Origin of the sequence: Streptomyces sp. UH6, assembly GCF_013421635.1 — a bacterium.
Taxonomy (GTDB): domain Bacteria; phylum Actinomycetota; class Actinomycetes; order Streptomycetales; family Streptomycetaceae; genus Streptomyces; species Streptomyces abyssomicinicus.
On sequence record NZ_JACADT010000147.1, the window covers coordinates 1 to 8,761 of the forward strand.

The 8,761-nt window shown below is 73.8% G+C and carries 6 protein-coding genes; 2 read left to right on the forward strand and 4 right to left on the reverse strand.

The features are described 5' to 3' along the window. Positions 1-1,010, reverse strand: a 1,010-nt coding sequence (locus HW445_RS10710) for an MFS transporter (RefSeq protein WP_180220788.1), incomplete at its 3' end; no start/stop codon positions are given. Positions 1,011-1,292: 282 nt separating this feature from the next. Between HW445_RS10710 and manA the strand changes: the two genes are divergently transcribed. Further along, positions 1,293-2,531 carry a mannose-6-phosphate isomerase, class I gene (gene manA, locus HW445_RS10715; protein ID WP_180220789.1) on the forward strand — a complete coding sequence of 413 codons (1,239 nt, stop codon included), beginning with the start codon at positions 1,293-1,295 and terminating at the stop codon, positions 2,529-2,531. Positions 2,532-2,674: 143 nt separating this feature from the next. Here manA and HW445_RS10720 read toward each other — a convergent pair whose 3' ends face one another. Both HW445_RS10720 and HW445_RS10725 read right to left on the reverse strand, forming a co-directional pair. Then, positions 2,675-3,703 carry a LacI family DNA-binding transcriptional regulator gene (locus HW445_RS10720; RefSeq protein ID WP_180220790.1) on the reverse strand — a complete coding sequence of 343 codons (1,029 nt, stop codon included), beginning with the start codon at positions 3,701-3,703 and terminating at the stop codon, positions 2,675-2,677. Then, positions 3,700-6,201 (reverse strand): glycoside hydrolase family 2 protein, encoded by a 2,502-nt coding sequence (locus HW445_RS10725; RefSeq protein WP_180220791.1) that lies wholly within the window; start codon positions 6,199-6,201, stop codon positions 3,700-3,702. Before HW445_RS10725 ends, HW445_RS10720 begins: the two co-directional genes overlap by 4 nt. A 782-nt stretch (positions 6,202-6,983) precedes the next feature. Between HW445_RS10725 and HW445_RS10730 the strand changes: the two genes are divergently transcribed. Then, a complete protein-coding gene (locus HW445_RS10730; RefSeq protein ID WP_180220792.1) occupies positions 6,984-7,451 on the forward strand; it encodes a DoxX family protein in 468 nt (155 codons plus the stop codon). Between the two features lie 145 nt (positions 7,452-7,596). On the opposite strand, the gene HW445_RS10735 is transcribed toward HW445_RS10730, so the two are convergent. Then, positions 7,597-8,761 (reverse strand): FAD-binding oxidoreductase (locus tag HW445_RS10735; protein WP_180220793.1); only part of this gene is annotated, 1,165 nt, incomplete at its 5' end.

Genomic DNA, 8,761 nt, shown 5'->3' on the forward strand with positions numbered 1-8,761 from the left:
CAGCCGAGGCCCAGCACCGCCAGGGCCGCCGCGGTGAGGGTCTCCCCGCCGCCCGAGGCGGCCGCGTAGCCGAGCGTGACGGCGGCCCAGAGGACGGCGATGCCGAGGAAGGCGGTGCGCAGCGGGCCCCAGCGGTCGGCCAGGCGGCCGAAGACCGGGCTGAGTCCGTACATGGCGGCGATGTGCACGCTGATGACCACGCCGACGATCCGCAGGGACATGCCGTGGTGCTGCATGTGCAGCGGCGTCATCACCATGACCATGATCATGGTCGCGTGCGCGGTGGCCAGGAGGACGACGGCGAACAGGGCGGTGGGGTGCCCCGTCGTCCAGCGGAGGGCGGCCAGCGCCCCCATCGCGGCCGGCCCGGCTCCGGTGGCCTTGCCGGGCGGACCGGGCTTCTCCTCCCTGCCGCGGTAGAACGCCACGACCAGCGCGCACGCCCCCGCGAACGCCGCACCGGAGAGCAGGTACGGCCCGGCCAGTCCGAGCACCCCGGCGGACTCGCCGACCGCCTGGCCGAAGGCGGTGAGGTTGGGTCCGGCGACGGAACCGACGGTCGTCGCCCACACCACCACGGCCATGGTGCGGGCCCTCACCTCGGGCGCGACGCCGTCCGCGGCGGCGTACCGGGTCTGCAGGTTGCACGCCTGGGCCACGCCGAAGAGACACAGGCCCGCCATGACGAGGGCCAGTTGCCCGGCCGTCGCGGCGGCGACGATCAGCGAGGCGCCCAGGATCGCTATCGCGTAGCCGACGCCCAGCGACCACCGGCGCCCGCGCCGGGCCGCCAGCCGGGCCAGCGGCACCGCCGCCACCGCGGCGCCCAGCACCCCGACCGCCTGACCGAGCCCGGCCAGCTCGGTGGCTCCGAGCCGTTCCACGAGCAGGGTGGTCACGGTGATGCCGGAGGCCACGCCGACGCCGCCGAGGAGGTTCCCCAACACCAGGACCCCGATGCGCCGCCGCTCCCCCGTGCCGCCCTCGGCCGTCCGCCCGGTCGTCGTCATGACGTCGTCGCCCCTCCCTCGGCCGCCCCACCGACCGGGACGTCGCTGCGGGCAGGATGCCACGCACGGGCGCCGCCGGGATCAGGTGGTGACCGGTCAGCCGGGCCGTGCCCGGAGAGAATCCGCGGTTCCCGCGCAGCCGGTCGGCGCATCGAAGCGAGCAGCTAAACCGGTTACCGACCACCGCCGGGTGAACTTCACCTGGCAACCCCACCACCCGGGCGGGACAGCGCTCCTCCACCCATATACCGGTTTACACAAATCATGGTTACGGTACCGACCGTGGATCTACTGCGACCAATCATCAAGCCCTATGCCTGGGGCTCCCGGCACGCACTGGCCAGGCTCCAGGGACGGGAAGAGCCCTCGGCCGGCCCCGAGGCGGAGCTGTGGATGGGTGCCCATCCGGCAGGTCCGGCCGGCCTCACCCGCGACGGGCTCACGACCACGCTCGAGCGGGTGGTCGCCGACGCCCCGGAACGGGAGCTCGGGGCGGCATGCGCCGGCCGGTTCGGTGGCCGGCTGCCCTTCCTGCTGAAGGTGCTGGCCGCCGAACAGCCGCTGTCCATCCAGGTGCACCCGGACCGGGAGCAGGCACGCGCGGGGTTCGGCGCCCGGCGGAGCGGCGGGGCCGACCAGGGGCCGTACGCGGACGACTGGCCCAAACCCGAACTGCTCTACGCGCTCACCTCCTTCGAGGTGCTCGCCGGCTTCCGCTCCCGCGACGAGGCGGTGGCCGTACTGGAAGGACTCGGCCTCGCGCGTCTGCGCCGGGTCACGCACATCCTGCGTGACGACGACGGCGGCGGCAGCGGCAGCGGCAGCGACGGGGCCGGCGCGGCCGCGCTCGGCGACGCCCTGCGGACCGTGCTCGAGTGGCCGCGCGACGACCGTGCGGCGCTGGTGCACGCCGTCGTGGAGGCTAGCCGGCGGCAGGCGGCGCTCCCCGGGCCCCACACGGCGGCCTACGACGCGGTGGCGCGCATGGCCGTGCACCACCCGGGTGACCTCGGTCCGGTCGCCTCCCTGCTGCTGCGGCACCGGGTCCTGGAGCCGGGCACCGCCTTGTTCGTGCCGGCCGGAGGACTGCACTCCTACATCCGCGGAGTGGGCGTGGAGCTGATGGCCGCCTCCGACAACGTGCTGCGCGCGGGCCTCACCACGAAGGAGGTGGACATACCCGAGCTGCTGCGGATCACCGACCCCGCGGTGCCGGTCCCCGTGGTGCGGCCCGACCCCGTGCCGGGGTCGGAGCGTACGCGGGTGTACCGGTGCCCGGTGGAGGAGTTCGCGCTGTACCGGGTCCGGCTCGGCGAACGCCCGGAGCCCGTGACTGCGCGGGGGCCCCGGATCGCCCTCTGCGCCGAGGGCACGGCGCTCCTGCGCGGGCCCGGTGGCCAGGAGGTGCCGCTGGGGCCGGGCGGCTCGTGCTTCCTCCCCGACTCGGACCGGGACGTCACGGCGGAGGGTGAGGGAACGTTGTTCGTCGCGGCCACGGGCCTCTCCCCCGGACACCGGTAGCGAAGAGGGACCACGACGGCTCTCACCCCTCGCCCGCCCACTCCTCCCGCCCTGCCCCGCCCACGTACCGGGTTGCCCCGCCTCCCCCTCCGCCGGGGGGAGGGGGGCGGCGGCCGGCGTCGTGGCGTGGGGCGGCCGCGACGCTACGGGCGAGGAGGCGCGGTGGACCCTCGCGGCACGAGTGAGGGCGTCGCCACCGGCCGCGACGGAACGTCCTGGCCCGCGAGCAGGTCGAACAGGACCCGTGCGACCTCGGCGCCGAAGCCGTGCACGTCGTGGCTCATCGCCGACAGGGTCGGATGGGTCAGGCGGCACAGCTGCGAGTCGTCCCACGCCAGCAGGGACAGGTCGTCCGGCACCGCGACGCCCACCTCGGCGGCCACGCCAAACCCCGCGAAGGCCATGATGTCGTTGTCGTAGACGATGGCCGTGGGGCGGTCGGAGGCCAGCAGCAGCATCCGGGTCGCCCGGGCGCCCTCCTCCCCCGAGAAGCCCGTCTCGACGTGGCGGCCGCCGTCCAGGCCGAGTTCCTCCATGGTCCGCTCGAACGCCTCGGCGCGGATGGCGCTGTGGCCCAGGCCGGCGGGCCCGCCCACGCGGGCGATCCGCCGGTGGCCGAGCGCCGCCAGGTAGCGGACGGCCTCGGCGACGGCGGTGGCGTCGTCGGTCCACACCGACGGGAAGCCGCCGGTGAGGTCCGGGTGGCCCACGCCCACGGCGGGCAGGCCGAGTGCGCGCAGGGGTGAGATCCGCGGATCGCCCTGGTGGAAGTCGACCAGGATCGAGCCGTCCACCTGCCGCTCCCGCCACCAGCGTTCCTGGAGCTGGATCTCCTCCTCCAGGGAGCCGACCAGGCGCAGCAGCAGGGAGCAGTCGTGCTCGGCGAGCACGCTCTCGATGCCGGAGATGAACTCCATGTAGAAGGGTTCCAGCCCCAGCAGACGCGCGGGCCGGCACAGGGCCAGCCCGACGGTGTCGACGGACTGCCGCGAGAGGCTGCGCGCGGCGGAGTTCGGCGCCCAGCCGAGTTGCCGGGCGGCCGCGAAGATGCGCTCCCGGGTGGCCCCGGACACGCCCGGCTTGTTGTTGAAGGCGAGCGACACGGCGCCCTTGGAGACGCCGGCGGCCGCGGCGACGTCCTTGATGGTGACGCGGCCCGGCGGTGTGCTCACGCGGGTTCCACGCAGAAGAGGGCCCCGCGCACGGCGTCACCGCCGGTCTCCGCGGCGCTGCCGACCCGGAGGCGGACGCGCTCGCCGGGGAGCAGGGTCAGCAGGCCGGAGTCGCAGACCGCGTCCGGTCCCAGCCTGTCGGCCTGCAGGAGAAGGTCTCGTACCAGAGTGTGTGCAGTCACCACGACCTCGACATTACCCCCGCCGCCACCGTGTCCCTCACCGGCCGGGACCACCTCGACGTCGTAGCGCGGGGCGGGGTAGGCGAAGTCCTTGTCGGCGACGGGGAAGTGCAGGGCGCGCAGGCCGTCCGCCCCGTCCTCCGCGTCGGCGACCAGGAACTCCTCGGCGGAGGCGGCGTCCGGGACCAGGTGCCGGGGCACGGCCTGGCGGTGGACCTGGCGCGCGCCCACGGTCAGTTCGAGGGCCTGTTCCGCCACCGTGGAGCCGTCCGCCCGCACGCGCCGCAGGGTGACCGAGGTCTGCCAGGGCCGGGCGGACTGGTTGACCACGGCGAGCAACGGGCCGTCGGCGTCACCGCCTTGCGGCTGGAGGGTCAGCAGGCGGTCGGCATAGACCCGGCGCAGCTCGTGGTAGAGCGGCTTCAGGCGGCCGTCACCGTCCACGGCGGCCCAGGAGCTCACCGGCCAGCAGTCGTTGAGCTGCCAGACGACGGTGCCCGCGCACACCGGCCAGTGCGACCGCCAGTGCTCGATACCGGTGGCCACCGCGCGGGCCTGGACGACCTGGGTGAGGTAGTGCCAGCGGTCGAAGTCGCCCTTCGGCGGCGTGAAGTGGCGCGCCAGACCCCGGTCGAGCTTGCCGTTGCCGTCCTCGGCCTTCTGGTGGTGGAGCATGCCGGGCGAGTCGGGGGCGAGGCTCTCCCCCGGCAGCGCGCGGCGCAGGGTCGCCATGGCGGGCGGGGCCTGCCAGCCGAACTCCGCGACGAAGCGCGGCACCGAGTCGCGGTACTCGGCGTAGTCCCGGCGGTTCCACACCTCCCAGGAGTGATGGGTGCCGTGCGCGGGGTCGTTGGGGTGGTGGTCCCACGAGCCGGACCAAGGACTGCCGGCCGTGTAGGCGCGGGTCGGGTCCAGTTCGGCGACGACACGGGGCAGCAGGTCGAGGTAGTAACCGCCGCCCCAGGAGTCGCCGTCGAGCTCGGGTTCCCAGTTCCAGTCGCGGAAGCCCCACAGGTTCTCGTTGTTGCCGTTCCACAGCACCAGGCTGGGGTGGGGCATCAGCCGGACCACGTTGTCGCGGGCCTCGGCCTCCACCTCGCCGCGCAGCGGCTGCTCCTCCGGGTAGGCGGCGCAGGCGAAGAGGAAGTCCTGCCAGACCATCAGGCCCAGTTCGTCGCAGACGTCGTAGAAGGCGTCGTCCTCGTAGAGGCCGCCGCCCCAGATCCGCACGAGGTCGATGCCGGCGCCTGCCGCCTGCTCCAGCCTGGTGCGGTAGCGCTCGGGGGTGACGCGGGAGGGGAAGGCGTCGTCGGGGATCCAGTTCACGCCGCGGACGAAGACGGGGACGCCGTTGACCAGGAAGGTGAAGCCGGTGCCGTGGGCGTCGGGGGCGCGGTCCAGCACGACGTCGCGGAACCCGATGCGTCGCGTCCAGTGGTCGAGCCGCCGGCCGCCGTCGGCCCCGGCGGCGCCGGCAGCGCCCTCCGGGGCGTCCTCGTCCGTGCCCTGCTCGACGAGGGTGACGTCCAGGTCGTACAGGGGCTGCTCTCCGTATCCGCGGGGCCACCAGAGTTCGGGGTCCGGCAGTTCGAGGGTCACCACCGCCCCGTCCGCCCCGACGTCGGCCCGGGCGTGGACGCCGCCGACCTGGGCGCGCACCTCGAGGCGACGGTCCGCGCCCCGCTCGGTCCGCTCGACGTCGACGCGCAGTTCCACCCTCCCGACGCCCTCCCGCACCGTCACCAGGGGACGCACCCGTGCCAGCCGGGCCGTCGACCACCGCTCCAGCCGGACCGGCCGCCACATCCCGGCGGTGACCAGCGTCGGCCCCCAGTCCCAGCCGAAGCCGCACGCCATCTTGCGGATGTACTGGAACGGCTCCGGGTAGACGTTCGGCCGCTCCCCCGTCGAGGCCCGGACCGCGTCGGCCTCGTCGTAGGCCGACGCGAACTCGACCCGTAGCAGGCCGTGGCGGCCGGTGACGTCGAAACGGTACTGCCGGTGCATGTTGCGGGTCCGGCCCAGCTGCCGGCCGTCGAGGGTGATCAGCGCGGCGGTGTCCAGGCCGTCGAAGACCAGGTCGGTGCGCTCGTGGGGCTGTTCCGCCGCCGTCCCGGCCGGCTCCAGGGTGCGGGAGTAGGTCCATGCCCGGCGGCCCACCCACGCCACCTCGTTCTCGTTGAGGCCGAGGTAGGGGTCCGGGATCCGGCCGGCCGCGAGCAGATCGGTGTGGACGCAGCCGGGGACCTGGGCGGGCAGCGTGGTGCCGTCGAGGTCGAGGCTCCAGCCCTCGGTGAGCTGGACGACTTCCTTCATCTGCGGACTCCTTCGGAGGGACGTGGGTGCGTGCGCGTGCCTCGTTCTTTCTGGTGCAGCGCGCTCAACCTAGTGCCCTCGGGTGAACCGGTCTAGAGCGGGCGCTCCCCGCCGTTCCCACGCGTCCGCTCCTTCCCTGAACAGGCAGGGCACCCGAATCGCCACACAAGGCGCCATGCCCGGGGGCTACGGCCGACGGCCGTCCGGAGACAGGCGCTTTACCGGTTCATCGCCGCAGGGGCCGGAAGGTGGCGTGTACCCCACCTACGGGCGACGCGGCCGCCGGCGGGGCACGGATCCGGGCATCCCACGGGGCGGCACGCACGAGGGCGACGGCGCGATATCGGCGGTCGCCACGACGCGCCGGCGACCGCGCGGCCCCCTCCGGCCCGTCGGCCGCACCCCGTTAATCGGACGCTCCCCGCCCAGCCGCCGGGGCGGCCCTCACGCCGCCGCGCTCCCGGCGGGCGGGGGGAAAGGGCCGAGGACCAGCCGGAACCCGTGTCCCAGAACCCTCCGCCCGGCCGGGCGGCCGACGCCGCCGGAGTACGCCTGCGTACGTCACCTCCCCCTGTTTCCCCACTCACCCTGGACGCCGCAACCACTCGGGCTCGCCGCGGGGCAGGCCGCCCGCGTACCGAAGTAATGCCGCCAGGAATGGCGGGTGGGGAACGTGGGCGCGGCTGTTTCGAATGGCTATTCTGCGTTCGAGGCTTGAATGAACGATCAGATCAAGATCGTCCAAACGTAAACTTCTCCAAATCCCCCCACGAGGAGCAGTCATGACTGTGCCGTCGAACGATCGCCCGGAGCTGTTACGCACGGCGACCCCTGTGGTGCATGCCGCTTTCCGTCTGGTGACGGGCTTCCTCTTCGCCTGCCACGGCGCCGCCTCGCTCTTCGGCGTCCTCGGAGGTGCCCACGGCGGGGGCACCGTGCCCACTCTGCAGTGGCCCGGCTGGTGGGCCGCGGTCATCCAGCTGGTGGGCGGGGGCCTGGTGGCCCTGGGTCTCTTCACCCGGGTGTCGGCCGCCATCTGCTCCGGGTCGATGGCGTACGCCTACTTCAGCGTCCACCAGTCGAACGGATTGTTCCCCATCGTGAACGGCGGTGAACTGTCCGTCATGTTCTGCTGGACGTTCCTGCTGATCGCCTTCCTCGGCCCGGGCGCCTACGCCGTCGAGACGGCGCTGCGTCGGAGGCCCGTCGTCCGGGCGGACGACAGCGCGACTCCGGTGAGGGCTTCCTAGCCACCCGCGCCGGCGCTTTCCCGGACTCGGGTGCCCGCTCCTGCGGGGCGCCGGGTACCGGACAGTTTCCGCAACGGGCTCCTTCACCGCCCGCAGTGCCCGTTGCGGGACCGCTCCCGAAGGCCCGGCCGACGGCTCGCCGCGGTCAGGCCTTCGGGAGGATGTTGGGATTGTGGCGGAAGAGGTTCCCCGGGTCGTAGGCCGCCTTGACCGCCGCCAGGCGCTCGTAGTTGGCGCCGAAGCTCTCCCGGACGAGTCGCTCGCCCTCCTCCAGGAAGCCCGGGAAGTTGAGGTAGATGCCGCCGTCGGAGAAGGCGCGCAGCGCGGCGAAGGTGTCGCGGACCCAGGCGATGTTGCGTTCCGAGTCGGCGGCGTCCGACCAGTTGCCCTCGATGCCGATGAGGTAGGGGGCGTGCCGGCCGGTGAAGGCGGTCTCCTCTCCGGGGCCTCGCGCCATCGCACCGCCCTGGAACCAGACGTCGACCGTCGAGGTGGGGGACGGCGCCCGGGCGGCGTGGTCCACGAGGCGGCCGATCATCTCGTCGCCGAGGCCGGGCAGGCTGACGGACTTCCAGTAGTAGCGGTCGCCGTCGGGGTAGTCCTCGTCGAGGAGCGACTGGGCCGCCAGGTAGGTGGTGACGCCGCTGAGGTCGAAGAGGGGCTCCGTGATCTCCCTCAGCGGGCGCAGTGCGGCATCCCCCTCGGCGGGGTCGCCCGGGTACAGGGCCAGCAGCGCGACGAACGGCTCTCCGTGCAGGCCGGCCGGCAGCTCGTCGTCCGCCAGGACTCGCCCGAACACGCCGAGCGGCGCGTATCCGGCGTCCGGCGTCGCGGCCAGGTGGCTCTCGCAGGCGCGGAGCACCTCGCGTGCGTGCCGGGCCGGGTAGTACACGTTGCAGAGGTGGACCTCCGGGCCGACCGGGTACAGCCGGTACGCGAAGGACGTGACCACACCGAAGTTCCCGCCGCCCCCGCGGATCGCCCAGAAGAGGTCCGGGTGGTGGTCGGCGTCGACGGTGCGGACCTCGCCGTCGGCGGTGACCACGGTCGCGGAGAGGAGGGCGTCGCAGCTCAGGCCGTGCGCACGGCGGAGCCAGCCCATGCCTCCGGAGAGGGTGAGGCCGGCGATGCCGGTCTGCGACACCACGCCGAGCGGCGCGGCCAGTCCGTGCGGCTGGGTCGCCCGGTCCACGTGCCCCAGCGTGCAGCCGCCCTGGGCCCGGGCGGTGCGCGCACCGGCGTCGACCTCCACCGCCGTCATCCTCGACAGGTCGACGACCAGGCCGCCGTCGCAGAGCGCGAGACCCGCC

Excerpts from the sequence above, each read along its gene's own strand:
- HW445_RS10725 (WP_180220791.1), bottom strand. The coding sequence starts at position 6,201 with ATGAAGGAAGTCGTCCAGCTCACCGAGGGCTGGAGCCTCGACCTCGAC.
- HW445_RS10730 (WP_180220792.1), top strand. The coding sequence starts at position 6,984 with ATGACTGTGCCGTCGAACGATCGCCCGGAGCTGTTACGCACGGCGACC.